The 17,043-nt window shown below is 42.9% G+C and carries 16 protein-coding genes; 1 reads left to right on the plus strand and 15 read right to left on the minus strand.

The genetic code is table 11. From position 1 onward, the window contains the following. Positions 1–63: 63 nt before the first annotated feature. The 11 genes from BTW00_RS06810 to BTW00_RS06865 form a co-directional block, all read right to left on the minus strand. Entirely contained in the window at positions 64–672 is a 609-nt protein-coding gene (locus tag BTW00_RS06810) for a BLUF domain-containing protein (protein WP_075106789.1), read from the minus strand. Positions 673–1,029: 357 nt separating this feature from the next. Further along, positions 1,030–1,764 (minus strand): 2-C-methyl-D-erythritol 4-phosphate cytidylyltransferase, encoded by a 735-nt coding sequence (gene ispD, locus BTW00_RS06815; RefSeq protein ID WP_075106790.1) that lies wholly within the window; start codon positions 1,762–1,764, stop codon positions 1,030–1,032. Positions 1,765–1,894: 130 nt separating this feature from the next. After that, positions 1,895–2,203 carry a septum formation initiator family protein gene (locus BTW00_RS06820; protein WP_058024088.1) on the minus strand — a complete coding sequence of 103 codons (309 nt, stop codon included), beginning with the start codon at positions 2,201–2,203 and terminating at the stop codon, positions 1,895–1,897. A gap of 161 nt (positions 2,204–2,364) precedes the next feature. After that, entirely contained in the window at positions 2,365–3,681 is a 1,317-nt protein-coding gene (eno, locus tag BTW00_RS06825; RefSeq protein WP_058024089.1) for a phosphopyruvate hydratase, read from the minus strand. 313 nt (positions 3,682–3,994) lie between these two features. Beyond that, on the minus strand, positions 3,995–6,361 hold the full coding sequence (locus tag BTW00_RS06830; protein WP_075106791.1) for a cation-translocating P-type ATPase: 2,367 nt from the start codon (positions 6,359–6,361) through the stop codon (positions 3,995–3,997). 343 nt (positions 6,362–6,704) lie between these two features. Continuing rightward, positions 6,705–6,929 carry a heavy-metal-associated domain-containing protein gene (locus tag BTW00_RS06835; RefSeq protein ID WP_075106792.1) on the minus strand — a complete coding sequence of 75 codons (225 nt, stop codon included), beginning with the start codon at positions 6,927–6,929 and terminating at the stop codon, positions 6,705–6,707. Between the two features lie 232 nt (positions 6,930–7,161). After that, positions 7,162–7,416, minus strand: a complete 255-nt coding sequence (locus tag BTW00_RS06840) for a heavy-metal-associated domain-containing protein (RefSeq protein WP_075106793.1) — start codon at positions 7,414–7,416, stop codon at positions 7,162–7,164. Between the two features lie 27 nt (positions 7,417–7,443). Next, positions 7,444–8,319 carry a 3-deoxy-8-phosphooctulonate synthase gene (gene kdsA / locus BTW00_RS06845; RefSeq protein ID WP_075106794.1) on the minus strand — a complete coding sequence of 292 codons (876 nt, stop codon included), beginning with the start codon at positions 8,317–8,319 and terminating at the stop codon, positions 7,444–7,446. A gap of 222 nt (positions 8,320–8,541) precedes the next feature. Continuing rightward, entirely contained in the window at positions 8,542–10,173 is a 1,632-nt protein-coding gene (locus BTW00_RS06855) for a CTP synthase (RefSeq protein WP_071002133.1), read from the minus strand. Positions 10,174–10,365: 192 nt separating this feature from the next. After that, positions 10,366–11,454: a porin gene (locus tag BTW00_RS06860; RefSeq protein WP_075106796.1), complete on the minus strand. Its 1,089-nt coding sequence runs from the start codon at positions 11,452–11,454 to the stop codon at positions 10,366–10,368. Between the two features lie 611 nt (positions 11,455–12,065). After that, complete coding sequence (locus BTW00_RS06865; RefSeq protein WP_075106797.1) at positions 12,066–14,264, minus strand: malate synthase G; 2,199 nt, start codon at positions 14,262–14,264, stop codon at positions 12,066–12,068. 727 nt (positions 14,265–14,991) lie between these two features. On the opposite strand from BTW00_RS06865, the gene BTW00_RS06870 reads away from it, so the two are divergent. Next, complete coding sequence (locus tag BTW00_RS06870) at positions 14,992–15,648, plus strand: tRNA-(ms[2]io[6]A)-hydroxylase (protein WP_075106870.1); 657 nt, start codon at positions 14,992–14,994, stop codon at positions 15,646–15,648. Here the strand turns inward: BTW00_RS06870 and BTW00_RS06875 are convergent, their stop codons facing one another. The 4 genes from BTW00_RS06875 to BTW00_RS14075 all read right to left on the minus strand — a co-directional run bounded on the left by BTW00_RS06875 (position 15,649) and on the right by BTW00_RS14075 (position 16,869). Continuing rightward, positions 15,649–15,879 (minus strand): hypothetical protein, encoded by a 231-nt coding sequence (locus tag BTW00_RS06875; protein WP_058024097.1) that lies wholly within the window; start codon positions 15,877–15,879, stop codon positions 15,649–15,651. It abuts the gene before it with no gap. A gap of 71 nt (positions 15,880–15,950) precedes the next feature. After that, complete coding sequence (locus BTW00_RS06880; protein WP_075106798.1) at positions 15,951–16,325, minus strand: hypothetical protein; 375 nt, start codon at positions 16,323–16,325, stop codon at positions 15,951–15,953. A 58-nt stretch (positions 16,326–16,383) separates the two neighbouring features. Further along, positions 16,384–16,629, minus strand: a complete 246-nt coding sequence (locus BTW00_RS06885; RefSeq protein WP_071002139.1) for a hypothetical protein — start codon at positions 16,627–16,629, stop codon at positions 16,384–16,386. Between the two features lie 69 nt (positions 16,630–16,698). Continuing rightward, positions 16,699–16,869 (minus strand): hypothetical protein, encoded by a 171-nt coding sequence (locus BTW00_RS14075; protein WP_167337591.1) that lies wholly within the window; start codon positions 16,867–16,869, stop codon positions 16,699–16,701. Positions 16,870–17,043: the final 174 nt, after the last annotated feature.

Raw genomic sequence — 17,043 nt, forward strand, 5'->3', positions numbered from 1 at the left:
CAATCGTATGAACATACTTAAAATCATAAGAGAATTAACGCCTATAACTATATTATTTATCGATTACAGCATTAGCCATAGCAATGTGGCAGCTATCATCAAGCCGAGTACCGTCTGAATTAAAAAGAATGCTTGGTGTTGACCAACGACCTTACTCAATGTCACCCCTAGCGTACTGTATTTGATAGGAGGCGTATCAACGTTACCTGTTCTCGTTTGCTCTTCATAGTAGCCCTGCAATATGTCTAAGAACTTCTGCCACTCATTAGAATCCCACTCATACGGCTTAAATGGCATTAACTTTTTAAGCTCAGGCTCTTTAGTCATCCAACGCTCAAGGGTAATTGAACGTAATGACCAACTGGCAAAACGACGTTTGGTAATCTCAGAAAAATCTAAAACCTTCAATTCTTTATGTCGATCATCTATCAACAAACGATTTTTTAGGTTGGTTAGTGCCTGCTCTGAGCCTTCGACACACTGCAAAAAGTAGCCATTGCCATAGCAAAGAATACCCGTGATATTATCTATTTGATTGCGTTCGACCGCGGTCTCTGAGATATCATTAAGCGTGCTAGGACTTGAAAGACCAGTAGAGGTAATCCGGCTTATATATACAAGCTGGCAGAGATCTGTCGTTACTGGGTTTGTTGAATCGTTGATTGTTGACAATCAGCTTCTCCCTATTATCAGGTAAATGTCGCTAAAACAATCATACTAACTTCAGAAAATATAGAGACAACATAATTAAGCGTAATGAATCGGTCTGATATATTATTGATTTTATAAGTTTTTATATTAATTGTATTAAGTTAGTTACATCATAGGTTAGATTGGTCATCAAAGCAACCTTTTATTAATTAATAGTCTCGCTTATATACAAAAAACATGTTTTAAATGTATATTATATATTAAATTAATATAACTTAAATTTTATTGAATCTAAAACTTGCCGTGAGATTGATGCGATATTGACAGTCATTACCTTGAGCTATCTGATATAAATACGAAGCAAATCTATAAATTTGATTAATGTGAGAATTGGATATCAAGAATTGCTGCCAGTAAAATGGCGTCATCAGGATACGTAAGCTTGATGTTTTGTCGACTACCCGACACCAAACGTATAGGTAGCGCTAAGTGCTCAAAAGCACTGGCTTCATCTGTGATGCTAAGCTGATGTTCAGACACATAGCGTAGGACGCGTTTCAGCTGACCTAAACGAAAAACTTGCGGGGTTTGTGCTTGCCATATGTTGCTACGGTCAATAGTGCATTTCGCATAAGGAATGAGTCTATCTTCCTCAGTAGGTGTGATTTTCTGATAGGAGCTCTTCAACGTATCGGCCGCCGGTGTCGCTAAGATAGCACCATAAGGCTCCCTCATCGCCGCTTTAATAACTCGATCGATATCCACACTCGGTACAGCGGGACGTGCCGCATCATGAATGAGTACCAAATCCGAATCATCGGCGCCTGACTCACTGATGGCCTCTACCCCTGCCTGCACTGATTGCCAACGCTCGGCCCCACCAACTGCGTAATATATAGGAAGCTCAAACTCTAGCTCCTGCGCTGTGCTGTCGTCTGCTGCTACGATTAATAGGCATTTATTAATATAATCGCTATGACCAAGCCTAGCCACGCTGTGCTGCAACAACGTCTGCTCTTGTAGCATTGTGTACTGTTTGGCAATGGATGCACCAAAACGGCTGCCGCGACCAGCTGCGACGATCATGGCGTGTATATTAGGAGTTTTATTCATAGTGTGATACTCATGGTTGAACCCATGACGATATATTTAAAGAGAGATAGTGAAAATGATAAGAATGACGGATGGCTTTATAATAAATGATAATGCTTGATATCACATCATACAGATCGATAGCTATAGCTTAATAGCTACTATGCGTCGTTGGTGCAGTTGATACTTGGACAAAAGTTTCATTTGGTTTGATTAAGCCCAAATCTAAGCGAGCGTGCTCTTCTACCGCCTCAAGTCCAGTTTTTAGATCTTGCACATCGGTACGTAATAGATTGTTTGCTGCAACTTGGTTATCATTTAAGCGTTGTTGCTCTTCAATTTGAGCCGTCAACTTGTTATGTTCAAAATGGCCATTTTCCCCCAGCCAATACTGATATTGCAATCCCAAAAGCACTGCAACGGCTAGAGCAAGTAGTATAAATTGGCTAAAATATTTCATAAGGTGACAACGCCAAACAACATAGAAAAAATGATATAAGAGTTTTAAGATGATTAGGCGATACACAAATGATTATATATCGCCTAGATTCAATGAAAAGTTCGGCTTTTGAGCTTAGAATTTTTGACGCATATTACGCGTTAAAAAGCCAAGTCAGTATGTTAACCACGTAGACCGATAAACTCTTCACGGCCACGGTAGCTTGCACGTACTTGCTGCTCGATGCGTAGCAATTGGTTGTACTTAGCAACACGGTCTGAGCGGCATAGTGAGCCTGTTTTGATCTGACCGGCAGCGGTACCAACTGCTAAATCTGCAATGGTGCTGTCTTCGGTTTCGCCTGAACGATGCGAGATGATGGTTGCATAGCCATTTTTCTTCGCCATATAAATCGCATCTAGCGTTTCTGACAATGTACCGATTTGGTTGAACTTAATCAAAATGGCATTGGCAATATGCTTATCGATACCTTCTTGCAAGATTGTAGGATTGGTCACAAATAGATCATCACCGACCAACTGGACTTTATCACCAATCTGCTCGGTCAGATACTTCCAACCATCCCAATCTGACTCATCAAGACCGTCTTCGATAGAGATAATAGGATACTGACGCGTGAGCCCAACGAGATAGTCTGAGAACCCTTGGCTATCGAAAGCTTTGTTGCCTTCGCCTGCCAATACGTATTGACCGTTCTTGTAAAATTCACTAGCCGCACAGTCTAGCGCAAGATGAATGTCTTCACCCGCTTTGTAGCCAACTTGTTCGATCGCCTGCATAATAACCGTGATGGCTTCTTCGTTGCTACGTAGATTTGGTGCAAAACCCCCTTCATCACCAACAGCGGTATTTAAGCCTTGTGATTTCAATACAGACTTTAAGCTGTGGAAAATCTCTGTACCAGCACGCAGCGCTTCTGAAAAGCTGGTAAAGCCAACTGGCTCAATCATAAACTCTTGAATATCAACGGTATTGTCCGCGTGCTCGCCACCATTTAGGATGTTCATCATTGGCACAGGCATGGTCAATGACGTCTGATTACGCAAGTTAGCAATATACTGATGCAATGGCAGATTCTGCGACTTGGCAGCCGCTTTGGCCGTCGCAAGTGACACCGCTAGCATGGCATTCGCACCCAAGCTCTCTTTGTTTTCTGTGCCGTCTAGCGCAATCATGGCATCATCAATACCCTGCTGTTCAGTCACATCTTTATCAATCAAAGCACTGCGAATCTGACTGTTGACGTTGGAAACGGCTTTTTTGACGCCTTTACCCATATAGCGAGATTTGTCGCCATCACGTAACTCAAGCGCTTCACGTGAGCCTGTTGATGCGCCACTTGGCGCCGCAGCACGGCCGACAGTGCCATCAGCTAAGATCACATCAGCTTCGATAGTTGGGTTGCCGCGCGAGTCTAAAATTTCACGAGCGCGAATGTCTTTAATTGCGGTGACGTTGTTGGTTTCTTCAGCGTACATAATGTCTGTTAATTCCTTTGGTCATGCCAAGTTTGTGAGATAAATAACGGCAGCTAGCATACAAAAAAGATAAAGCAAAATATCGTATAGCTCATATACCTAAAACCCCTTCAATCCTTACTGCCATGTGGCTATGCTTGCACACGATAGACGGTTTATTAATTGGGTTAATGCTTGGCTATAGTGCTTGGCATCATAGCATATATTTTACCAAACTTCCTTTATCTTACACTCACTTGCACTCATAAATATAATCAGGGTTAGCGGCGTCTAGTGCAACTCGATTGTCTGTGTCTATGACATATCAGAGCGACTATTTCAGTGATGATTTTACCAAACTGCTTTTCTTATCCATAGTAGATACCGTATTCTCAAGCGCAACCTCTGTCTTAAATCGTGTCAAGCGTAATGCATTCATCAAAACTGAGATGGAGCTGAGTGCCATCGCTGCTGCTGCAATCATCGGATTTAAGAACCCCAAAGCGGCAAGCGGGATACCAAGGCAGTTATAAATGAAAGCAAAAAACAGATTTTGTTTAATATTGCGTAGCGTTGCTTGAGCAATCTTCTGCGCCGCATCAATATGCATGAGCGACTCGCCCATTAGACGGGCAGAAGCGCTGTGCTGCGCGACATCTGTTCCTTCAAACATTGCAAAGCTGGCATCGGCAGTGGCCATCGCTGGCGCATCATTGACCCCGTCTCCTGCCATCGCCACCTTATGACCAGCAGTTTGCAGCCGTGCAATTTGACTGGCCTTATCGCGTGGACTCATTTTGCCATAAGCTTTTTCAATACCCAGCTGTCCTGCCACATGATCGACGACCGACTGCTTATCACCACTCATCAAGATCACATTAATACCCGCATTTTGTAGCGCAGTGATTGCTTGCGGGGTATCCGCTTTCAAGTCGTCTGCTAAGGCAAATGCGCCTAGTGGCTCATCATTGATACTAATGGCAACGGTACTGGCAATTTGCCATACTTTTGGCATCAGCTTAGGTAACGTCATATTAGCAAATTCAGCCGTCCCGACGTTTACTCGTCCAAGCCCTTCGATATTCGCTTGTATACCAGCACCTTTTATCACACTGATATCAGTCACGTTGAATAGAGACAATTGACGGTCTTTAGCAGTATTGATCAGAGCTGTTGCTAGTGGATGACTGGCGTGCGCCTCGACACTGGCTGCAATTTGCAATACATCATCAACGGCCAGTGACTTATCCACCATGACCTGATCGACGATAGTCGGCTTACCAATGGTCAGCGTGCCTGTCTTATCGAGCACCACTGTATCAATATTGCCTGCCGCCTCGAGACTTTGCGCGTCTTTGAACCACACGCCATGACGCGCAGCAACCCCCATACCTGCCATAATGGCTGCTGGCGTGGCCAAACCAAGCGCACAAGGACAAGCAATGACCAATACTGAGACGGCATGCATTAAGGCCGTATCGACCATACCAGTCAGCCACCATGTTAGGCCAAAAGTAACCAACGCAATAGTGACCACGATTGGCACAAACACAGCAGTCACTCTATCCGCCAATCTTGCCAAGTTAGCTTTTGAGCCTTGTGCCTCACTCAATGCTTGCACCATATCGCCAAGCTTGGTGTCACTACCCTTGGCACTGACGCGATAGAGCAAACTGCCATTCTCCACCAAAGCACCTGCCAGTAATCCATCGCCCGCTTCTTTTTTGAGCGCTATTGACTCACCTGTTAAGTGACTCTCCACGCACCAGCCGCTACCATCTGTGACGATGCCATCGGTCGCGATACGGCTGCCTTGCTTGGCCCGCAAAATATCACCTACTTGTACATCAGACAGTGCAATATTATGAAAATCACCATTTGGCTGCTGCTGCTCGACTTCATCTGGCGTTAATGACAATAATAAATCAATGCTGTTGAGGCTATGCTTCTTGGTACGTTCCTCTAAGTATTTACCAGTCCGCACAAACGCAATGACCATCACCCCTGCTTCAAAATATACGGCTGGGCTATTGCTAGCACCGTGTCCGCCCATATGTCCACTTTGCAAGAGGCTCCCCAAAGTGCCATCGCCATGAGTAAGCCACAGATAAGTCGAATATGCCCATATCGTCACGGTACCAATCACCACCAGTACATCCATATTGGCAAGACCGCCTTTGATGGATGCCCATGCGCTCTTATAGAATGGTAACGCAAAGCCAAACTGTACAATCGTCGCTAAAATAAACTGAATCCAAATGGGCGGCATCCACGCCATCCCAGCACCCACCAACATGCCTGCCATACCCACCAAAAATGGCACCAAACACAACCATAAACCAATCAATCGCCATGCATATTGGGTGGCTGTGTCTTCATCTGTTTTTGCAAATAAACTGTCGCTGGCCTGTAGATTGGCAACAAAACCCGTCTTGTTTACCCATTCCGTGACCTGTTCTGGCGTCGTTTGCGTCGGATCATAATCTACATTTGCCGTCTCACCAGCAAAATTCACACTCACGTCATACACTGAAGGCTTTTTATTCAGCACCTTTTCGATTCGTGAAGCACAGGCCTGACACGTCATGCCATCAATCGCCAATTGCAGATGCGCACGTTGCGGTGCAAGTGGCGTATTTGATTGAATGTCAGTCTCGACATCGTAGGATTCATCACTAGTGGTACGGGTAGTATCATTCATAAAAATAACTCTTTATAGCGTCTATATACTCATAGAAGCCATAATAAAATATCAGTGGATTGACAAAAAAATCAAATAAAACAAGTAAAACACGATGACAATCAGTATGAATACGCTGTTTAGGCTATCCAATTATTATAGACAGACATATTGCAATATATTCAAGTAGCACCTATTAGATGGTCACAACCATCATCTATTCAAGTAAGCCTAAATCATTTAGTAAATAGCAGCAAACTAGGACAGCCATGGACGTAATCTATAATCAGAATTTTTAACCATTAAAAAACCAGCTAACATGCCAGTAATCATGGTAGCTGGTTTTGTAGATAGATGACGACATTTATGAATTAGCGACAGTCGCCTCAAATCCAGCCTCATCAATGATCGAAGCAATCGCTTCTGCACTGGTTTTGCTATCATCAAAGGTGATCGTTGCTAAATTATCAGCTAAATCCACGGTGATCGTATCTAAACCGTCAATATCGGCAGTAGCAGTATGGACACTTGCCACACAGCCGCTGCAAGTCATACCTTCAATTTGAATAATACGTGTTTGGCTTGCCATGGTTGGCTCCTTATTTTTATTAGTGAAAAGTAGCCTTGATAGCTGTTCTTCAATATTTACTTCTCAAAACCTATCAAAGCACCATTAAACAAGCATAAGCCCTATCATCAGCGACAGCAAGACACTTTGGTTGTTACTTTATTAACGAGATGCTATTAACAAGACAGGAACTTCTTAATAAAAACCTGAACGCTACTCATTGCTTATGTAGCATTCAGATCGTCCATATATCTTAGTCTTTATGATGCGGATTTTGCGGCGCATCCATAGGAAATGGCTGAGTCACATAATCAACCATACTAATCGCCGCTGTCAAAGCATGAATACTCGTATCCGTATCATCATAACTGACCGTTGCAATATCATGCACAGGATCTAGATCGATAGCAGTCACGCCTGAGATATTTTTAAGAGCGGTCATTACACTATCTAGACCAGCTTCATCGTCGATATTTTCTATACTGACTTGTGCGGTTTGAATCGCCATTGCATCACCCTCTTATCATTTATAATATCAATGAGTATCTAATGTCTCAAAGCCTTTGACCAGATCATCAATCTGCTTAAGCTGACGCAAAAACGGCTCTAGCTGGCTCATGCGCAGCGCACATGGCCCATCACATTTCGCCGTTTCTGGATTTGGGTGCGCCTCTAAGAAAAGCCCTGCCAACCCTGTCGCCATACCAGCACGTGCCAGTGTCGTAATCTGCTCACGGCGCCCACCTGCACTGTCACTACGCGCGCCTGGCTGCTGCAAGCTATGTGTCACGTCAAAGAATACGGGGATATCCATCTGCTTCATGGTATCAAAACCGAGCATATCGACGACGAGATTGTTATAACCAAAGGCACTACCACGCTCACAAAGTATCAGCTTGTCATTACCGCCTTCTAGACACTTATTGACGATATGACGCATCTCATGAGGGGCTAAAAACTGCGCCTTTTTGATATTAATGATGGCATCTGTTTTTGCCATTGCATGGACTAAATCCGTCTGACGTGACAAAAAAGCTGGCAACTGGATAATATCAGCAACTTCAGCGACTGGTGCTGCTTGATGAGGTTCGTGTACATCAGTAATAATCGGTACTTGGAATTTTTCTTTGATTTGCCCGAGCCAATCGATACCTTGCGCGAGTCCCGGCCCTCGGTATGAATGCAGGCTTGAGCGGTTGGCTTTATCAAAACTCGCTTTAAACACATAGCCGATACCCAAGCGCTCACATATCTCAACGTATTGCTCAGCAATCTCAAACGCCAACTCTTTAGATTCTAAGACGTTCATCCCACCAAATAATACAAAGGGTTGATCATTACCAATGTTGATCGTCTTATTATTAGGCGTGTTAAGTGCAATGTGTGATTGCGCCGTTAATAGGTTTTCCATTTAGCCCCTACCTCTTATTTTGTTATTAATATCTCTATCCCATATTGTAACCGATAGCCTGATTAAAAAAAGTATGCAAGCGTAATTAGAGATTATTAATGAGGATATTGACTCGTTAATAACAACAAACAACCTGAGTTGAGCAAAAAAAAGACCAATCCGAAGATCAGTCTTTTTAGCAAACATCATGCTCTCACATAACAACAAATGCTTTAGTGATTACTATGTTTCGCTATGATTTTTTGCCGCTTTGACAAAACTATTAAACAGTGGATGACCACCGCGTGGTGAGCTAGTAAATTCAGGATGGAACTGTACAGCAACAAACCATGGATGCTCGCTAATCTCAACCGACTCTACCAAGTGCTGTTTGGCGGAATAACCAGAGATCGTCATACCTGCTTGCTCTAATGGCTCAATATAGCGGTTATTCATCTCATAGCGATGACGATGGCGCTCAGTGATATTGTTAGCACCATAAATTTGAGCAAGCTTGCTACCAGAAACCAGCTCTGCTTGCTGCGCGCCTAGGCGCATGGTACCGCCGAGGTCTGAGTCATCGCTACGAATCTGTAGCTCGCCGCGCTCATCTAACCATTCGGTGATAAGCCCAATGATAGGCTCAGCTGTCTTACGATCAAACTCAGAAGAGTTGGCATTGATATTCAGTACATTGCGCGCATACTCTATCACGGCCAGCTGCATACCAAGGCAAATACCTAGATACGGCACATTATTTTCACGAGCATAGGTGATGGCTTTTATTTTACCCATCGTACCGCGCTCACCAAAACCGCCTGGTACTAAGATAGCATTGGCTTCTTTTAGCTGCGCTAGTAGAGTGTCGTCATCTTCTAAACGCTCAGCATCGATGTAGTCGATTTTGACATCGACTTTATGCGTGATACCTGCGTGTAGCAATGCTTCGTTGATCGATTTATAAGCATCTGGTAGCTCAACGTATTTGCCAACCATCGCAACTGTCACTGTTCCTTCAGGATTTAGCTGGGCTTCAACCACTTTATCCCAATCGCTCAAATCCGCTTCGGGCACATCAAGACCGAAACGCTCACAGATGAGATCATCAAGATCTTGCTCATGTAGCGTACGCGGTATTTGATAGATGCTTTGCGCATCTTCACACATAATGACCGCACGCTCTTCAACATTGGTAAACAGTGCAATCTTACGACGGTTGTCTTGTGAGATATGATGATCAGAGCGGCAGATTAAGATATCAGGCTGTAGACCGATTGAGCGTAGCTCTTTTACAGAGTGCTGTGTCGGCTTGGTTTTGGTCTCACCGGCACTGGCAATATAAGGTACTAAAGTAAGATGCATCAGCATGGCACGATTGCGCCCCAGCTCTACTTGCATCTGACGTACGGCTTCCATAAATGGAAGTGATTCGATGTCACCAACCGTACCGCCAATCTCGATAATTGCGATGTCATAGCCTTCGCCACTGGCAAGGATTTTGTTTTTGATTTCATCGGTAATATGCGGAATAACCTGTACCGTACCGCCTAGATATTCACCGCGACGTTCTTTATTTAAAACGTTCTGATAAATACGGCCGCTGGTGAAGTTATTACTTTTACTCATTTTTGAGTGACGTAAAAAACGCTCATAATAACCCAAATCTAGATCAGTCTCTGCACCATCTTCGGTGACGAACACCTCACCATGCTGAAACGGACTCATCGTACCTGGATCGACGTTAATATACGGATCCATTTTGGTCATCGTGACAGTCACGCCACGTGCTTCTAAGACCGCTGCAAGAGAGGCTGCGGTGATACCTTTTCCTAGTGAGGACACTACCCCACCGGTCACGAATATAAACTTGGTCATAGTACTCTGTCGGTAATTGGTAAAGAAGGATTTTACTAAAAATACGCTATAAAATATAGGGCAAAAATGCAAACTATCTGAAACTCTTATTTTTCACGCTGATAATAAACATTTTTCTGTTATTCGTACTCTATACAATAAAAAACTCACCCCGAAGGATGAGTTTTTTTTAACTACATGGTAGCGTTGGTATTAGAATCTGTATTCTAGACCAGTACCCAGTACGAATACTTCTGTATCGCCGATAGTATCGAACATTGCATCATCGCCATTATCATCGATACCGGCTGCTTGAGTACTTACATTGTCAGCTTTGTTCAAGCCAGCGTAAGCGTGCATGATGACGTTGTCTTTAAAGAAGTACTTACCACCAACAACAATCTGATCTGAGTCTGAATTTTCGTTACCATCCAAGCTTTCAGTATTGTTGTACTGAACGTATACGTTTGCTGGACGAGCAAAGTTGTTTAGATCCATGTTTGCACTTAGTACCAGACCTTTTTCGTCTTCTGAAGAGTAGTCAAAGTCAGCTTGCTGATATAACGCGCCCAACTGTACTGGGTATGCCATGTATTTACCTAGATCTACAGTAGCCGTACCACGGATGATCTCACCGTTGACGTTTTGGTCTTTGTCATAAGCAAGACCTAGAGTATAACCAGTACCTTGATCAAAGGTCAACGCCGCGCCGTAGCCATCATCACTATCATTAGCGCCATTGTCTTCATTAGCGTCAGAGCTATACATTACCGCTAGGTTTAGCGGTAGGTTGTTGTATTGAGGGGCTTTCCAAATGATAGAGTTGTTAATACGACCACTATCAGACATGTTTAGACCAGCAAGTTGTTGGTTGCTGTTAAGGTTGTTGCTACCTAAGTTGTCCCAGTAACCTTCGTTTACGATGACGTTGTTGATGTAGTCTAGGGTAGATTGGTTACGACCTGCGCGGATTTCACCGAAGTCTTTGTTTACTACACCAAGATAGGTATCACGGCTTTTGAAAGTACGATCTTCACCATCAACACGGATGCCATACTCTAACTGATAAACAACATCAGTGTTGGCAGTCATTGCTTCAGAGCCTTTTAGACCAATACGTGAGCTGTATGAGTTAATTTCTACGGTATCTTCATCACGATCAAAAGCATCATTAACGTTTGAATCAAATTCACCATTGACATAATCAGCACTTAGAAATGCTTTACCATAAACGGTTGGTGCTGCATTGGCTGCTGATACAGATAGGGCTGCGATTGCTGTAGCTAAAAGTAGTTTTTTCATGGGGTATCTCCACTTTACAATTGTAGTAATGAGCAAGCTGTTATTAGCTGGCGCCCATAATGGTATCGTCACAAATCCTCAAAGATATAATGTGTAACTGGCTACCGAGATTAGTCAGAAACAAGTGTGGCGAAGTTCTATTACAGTAAGATGAAAAAAACAATAATTTACATGACTGGGATTAAGAGCGTAACTGCCGTGTAACCTGTTGTCTTTATCACTCCATTGCGTAACATCCGTTACCAAACTCATACTTCGAGTACAAGCATAACAACTTTGACATAATTTGCAACATATTTTTTCGCTTTTTCGATACCCCCAGTATCAAATGACAAGTCACCTATAAAATCCAAATAGCTACAAAAAAAAGCGCTATCTACTCAAGCAGATAGCGCTTTTATTGATTAATATCATTACTTATAGTATTAAAATATTTTAATAAAAACAAAATAATTGCCCAAGAAATAGCGCTATCCATTGATAAATAAATAGCGCTTATGAAGAATCGACCAGCGTATTTATGACATATTTAGCGTTACAAACGAGCAAGATTAGATACTACACCTTAGGCTTCAGCATACGCTAAAATACCCATTGCTAAGCCGGCCTCTCTAAGCATTGGCTTTTAGATCAAGGCGCGCTTGATGCAACAATGGTTCAGTATAACCACTAGGCTGCTCGCGTCCTTTAAAGACCAAATCACAGGCTGCTTTAAATGCATAAGAGTTATCAAAGTTATCTGCCATTGGCTGGTAATCACTATCGCCTGCATTTTGCTCATCGACGACTTTTGCCATACGTTTCATTGTGTCCATCACTTGCTGCTCGCTTACCACATCATGATGTAACCAGTTGGCAATATGCTGGCTAGAGATACGTAAGGTAGCACGATCTTCCATCAAGCCAACATCATTGATATCAGGTACTTTGGAACAGCCTACGCCTTGGTTTACCCAACGTACCACATACCCCAAGATACCTTGAGCATTATTTTCAAGCTCTTGCTGCTTCTCTTCTTCTGTCCAATTGGTATTTTTTGCCAATGGAATGGTCAAAATATCATCTAAGCTCGCACGCTCACGTGATTTTAGCGTATCTTGTACATCGGCCACGCTAACTTGATGATAGTGTATGCTGTGCAAGGTAGCGCCCGTTGGTGAGGGTACCCAAGCCGTACTGGCACCAGATTTAGGATGAGCCGCTTTGGTGTCCATCATCTCTTTCATCTCATCAGGTTTTGCCCACATACCTTTACCAATTTGAGCATGACCTTGCAGACCAGTCTCTAAGCCGATATCAACGTTCCACTGCTCATACGCAGGTAGCCATGCTTGCGACTTCATGTCGCCTTTTGGCACGAACGGACCGGCATTCATACTGGTATGCATCTCATCACCCGTACGATCTAAGAAACCTGTATTAATAAAGATAACACGCTCTTTTGCTTGGCGAATCGCTTCTTTCAGATTGACTGTGGTACGGCGCTCTTCGTCCATGATACCGATTTTGAGCGTATTACGCTCTAGACCCAGCAAGTCTTCTGATGCATTGAATAAATCATTGGCCATTTTAACTTCTTCAGGGCCATGCATTTTTGGCTTCACAATATACATTGAGCCTTGGCGGGAGTTTGATAGCTCGTTTTTGCCTTTGATATCATTGAGTGATAATAATGGTGTGATTAAACCATCCATTAAGCCTTCAAATATTTGCTCTTGGCCATTGCCTAAATCAACCAAAATTGCGGGGTTCTGCATGAGATGACCCACGTTACGAATCAAGAGTAGCGAACGACCTGGCAAAATCAGCTTACCGCCATCAGGTGTATTATATTCACGATCTGGGTTTTGTTTGCGAGTACGGGTTTTGCCACCCTTTTCAAAGGTCTCTTGTAGATCGCCGTTCATCAAGCCAAGCCAATTGCGATAGACTTCCACTTTTTCTTCTGCATCTACAGCAGCGACCGAATCTTCACAATCTTGAATCGCAGTGATGGCTGACTCAAGTAGCACGTCTTTGATATTTGCTGGGTCATCTTTGCCAACTGGATGATTGGCATCTATTTGAATCTCAGCATGCAAGCCATTGTTTTTGAGCAAAATACCAGAGGGGCTATCTGCCTCGCCGACATAACCGACAAACTTAGCCGTATCTTTTAGCTCGGTACTGCTATCACCCTGTACGACTTCAAGCTTGCCATCGACTACTTTAAAACTGGTCACATCATTGTAAGAGCCTGATGCTAGTGTGAAGTGCTCATCTAAAAATGCTTTGGCATAAGCGACAACAGCAGCACCGCGAGTAGGATTATAGCTACCACCCGCTTCTTGACCATTGTCACTACTGATAACATCGGTGCCATACAACGCATCATATAGGCTGCCCCAACGCGCATTGGTCGCGTTAAGCGCATAACGAGCGTTACGTACTGGTACGACTAGCTGCGGCCCTGCGATATGAGCAATTTCGTCATCGACATTTTCTGTACTGACCGTAAAGTCATCACCTTCTGGTAGTAGATAACCAATCTCTTGCAAGAACGCCTTATAGGCTGGATAATCGATTTCGCCATCTTTTGCAGGGTGTTGTAGGTGCCACTGGTCAATCTGTGCTTGAAACTTGTCTCGAGTTTCTAGCAACGCTTTATTACGTGGCGTAAACTCCTTGATAACCTTCTCAAAACCTGACCAATAACTGTCTGAATCAACACCAACTTTTGGCAGCACTTCGTTTTCAATAAAGTCATACAACTGTTGGTCGATGGCAAGAGTGCCTTTTTGAAGGCGATTGGCGTTAGAAGACTGGCCCATGTCATTATCCTTATCTATTGGTGAGTATTGGTAATACTAAATTGCTACAGCGACTATTTAAGACTCGTTATTTTTATCAACAATTATTTATACAATAAAAGATATCATTGCTACCTACGACAACCTATGGTATTTAATGCTGATAAATAATTATTCATTAAAGAGTTTTTCATCAGCCCTAAAATAGACTGTATAAATCTTCTGTTTTCATACGAGAATTGTCATTGGTATAATGCTTGCCATTCTCTACTAAGTGCTATTGATAGCAAGACACTGTGACTAAAGAGCAAAATCTCATCCTACTATCAAATAATAAAATAAACAAGCAAACGCCATTTAGAAAATAAATATTGGGGTTGTATAATAATGATATCGTATAAGACGTAAGCCTCACAGACCATGAATACTATCTAGAAATTAATGAATGCTCAGTTGAGACTAAACTGTAAGTAATCATTACCATCTATAGTTATACTTAAATACTGTCCATTATCCAGACAACTTACTTAGCCGTAGTAACTGTAGCCCATTATTTTGAAAGCATCTATAAATTAGCTGCTTTAAACTCTCATTTATAAAAAAGCCCTTTTAGATTATGACTATAAACCAGCCCGACCTCTCGTCCTTACAATCATCAGCGCATGGTACTGATCACTACGATATTCATAAGGATAACCTCGAAAAAGAAGCGCCCCTTTCACCAGTAAATGTCGTTGACGAAAGCAGTATGGACGTAGGGGAAGACAGCGTCGATATTACGCATCTGCGTACTCCTATAAAGGTAGACCTATCCCCTATTTATAATTTTTTGGGTGCGCGCACGACGCAGGCGTGGGTCGATGCGGCTATAGAGAACCTACCACTCATCATTCAAGACCATGCCAATTGCGAAAAAAAAGCCGCAGGCACTGCGATGAATTTGATGTTTCGGTATGAGTTCTCTTATGATTTGCAACGTAAATTGGCACAGCTCATACGTGAAGAGATGCTGCATTACGAGCAGGTGCTTGGCATCATGAATGAGCGCGGCCAAGACTGGAAGTATTTGAGTGCAGGTCGCTATGCCAAGGGCATGCTGAAACATAAACGTACTTATGAGCCAGCAGCGATGGTCGATGTACTGATCATAGGGGCGTTCATTGAAGCGCGCTCTTGTGAGCGTTTTGCAGCGTTGGCGGAAGTCATTGATGATGCGCGTCTAGCAAAATACTATCGTTACCTGCTAAAGTCAGAGAGCCGTCATTTTGAGGATTATCTAGCGCTTGCCCAGTCATTATCAGATGATAATATCAATGAGCGCGTTGCGTTTTTTAAAGAAGTAGAAGCAGAATTAATAGATAATCCAGACGCGGAGCTACGCTTTCATAGTGGTACGCCTGCTTAACTATTTATTGTCTTCCATCAGAGGGCTATCGTACTGTTTATGGTCTTTGGCGACGTGATGCGGGTCGTGATCATCTGTGACACGCTCTGCAGCCGCAGGATTGGCTTTTTGCAGCGCATCATCAGGCACGATACCATCATTGTCGTCAGCATCTTTTAGTTCATGCTGCTGGTGTCTTGGTGACTGCGCTGCCTCTGCTGGTTTTAATGAGTGATTATTGGGATTATTCATAGCATTTCCTTATGATAGAAAGATCAAAGTAAATAAAGTGAATGAAGGATGTGCCCTAGATCATAAAAAAACTATCTGTCTTTTTTATGATCTTTTTCGTCAGGGTTTAGCACCCGTGTCTGAGCATTATCAACATTAGCATAGCGATTTTTATTGTTAATCTTATGGCTATCAGGCCCTTCGCTTGCAACGGTGCTTTCATTGATATTATCATCAAAGCCATTACCTGGCTGATCGCGGCGGTCGGGCTGTCGAGCAGGATTGTCACCATCATTGACGTGCTCAGACTCTACTATACCCTCTTCAAAAGTGTCGGTACCTTTATTTTCATTGACGTTTTCTTCGAGCTCCTCATGGTTTTTCACCGTTTGAGCACTGTCTAAAGTTTCATGCGTGTCCGTTTCTGCGATTCGAGTTTTACTTAAAGCAGGATCTCTGGTTTCCATTGTTTTGTCCTTATTATAATTATTGTTTGTATCGATAACATATTGTGCTTATCATTTGTTAGTCGTCTCGACTCAGATCATAAGCATTTAGATCCGATACGTTTTTGCCACCCGCAGGCAGATTTTCTTCTTTGCGCGGGTCGACATAGACCTCGTCTGTCTCCTGTGAGGCTTGTTCCGGCCCATCTATATTTGGCTGGTACTTTCGGCCTTCGTAGCTGCCTTGAGGATTTTCTTGCGTCGTAACGGCGGGATCCTCTACAAGGAATTTTTCTTCAGTATTGTTTTTTTCTGGCATGGTCATGGCGTCTCCCTCGCATTATTTATTATCGTTATCTGATTAGTGCTTTGGACGTATGCTGCAAACACACTCTTATTTGTCAGTGCGTAGGTCATCCTCAATGAACGCTGTTTGCTCTTCTTCACTTAGTGATTCAGGCGCATCGACTTTTTTGTTGTCTTCTAGATTTTTCTCAATCTCTTGACCGTTTGCTTGCTCTGCTGCTTTTTTGATGTCTGAGGTATCATTGTTCGTCGTACTCATGATTTATTTCCTATTTTTATTGTTGACTGAATTTAGAGTTTCTCCGGTGCGGCATCATTATGTACTCAGCCACTTTTAGACAGTTGCTTTTGTTCAGTTACTTTTAGATAGATGAGGTTTTTGATAAAAATAATAAACTGCACCAGAATTGATATTAATTATAGGTAGGATATT

It is taken from the genome of Psychrobacter sp. C 20.9 (genome assembly GCF_001921765.1).
GTDB classification, from domain to species: Bacteria; Pseudomonadota; Gammaproteobacteria; order Pseudomonadales; family Moraxellaceae; genus Psychrobacter; species Psychrobacter piscatorii_B.